Source organism: Colwellia sp. BRX8-4 (genome assembly GCF_014077345.1).
Classification (GTDB): domain Bacteria; phylum Pseudomonadota; class Gammaproteobacteria; order Enterobacterales; family Alteromonadaceae; genus Colwellia_A.
The window spans coordinates 1-314 of the sequence record NZ_JACGVS010000071.1; the positions used below are offsets into that span (position 1 = coordinate 1).

The window sequence follows — 314 nt, forward strand, 5'->3', positions numbered from 1 at the left end:
CTCGATGAAGGGGCATTACTTGCTTGTATGGCTTATGTAGATTTAAATCCAGTGCGTGCGGGCATTGCTCCAACACCTGAGCAATCGAATTTTACCAGTATTCAACTGCGTATCAAAGCAGCCATTATCGGAGAGCAACCGACAACGTTATTACCTTTTACGGGCCATGAACAGCAAGAGAAAACCTCCGGTATCCGCTTTAGCTTGAAGGACTATTTAACCCTTGTAGATGAAACAGGTCGCGTAATAAGAGCAGACAAACGAGGCGCTATCGATAACAAAACCGCAAATATACTGTCAAGACTTCACATCAG

1 pseudogene is annotated in these 314 nt (G+C 44.3%); it reads left to right on the forward strand.

Going from position 1 to position 314, the window contains the following annotated elements:
• Positions 1–314 (forward strand): annotated as a pseudogene (locus H4J56_RS19415) (transposase); the annotation flags it as partial.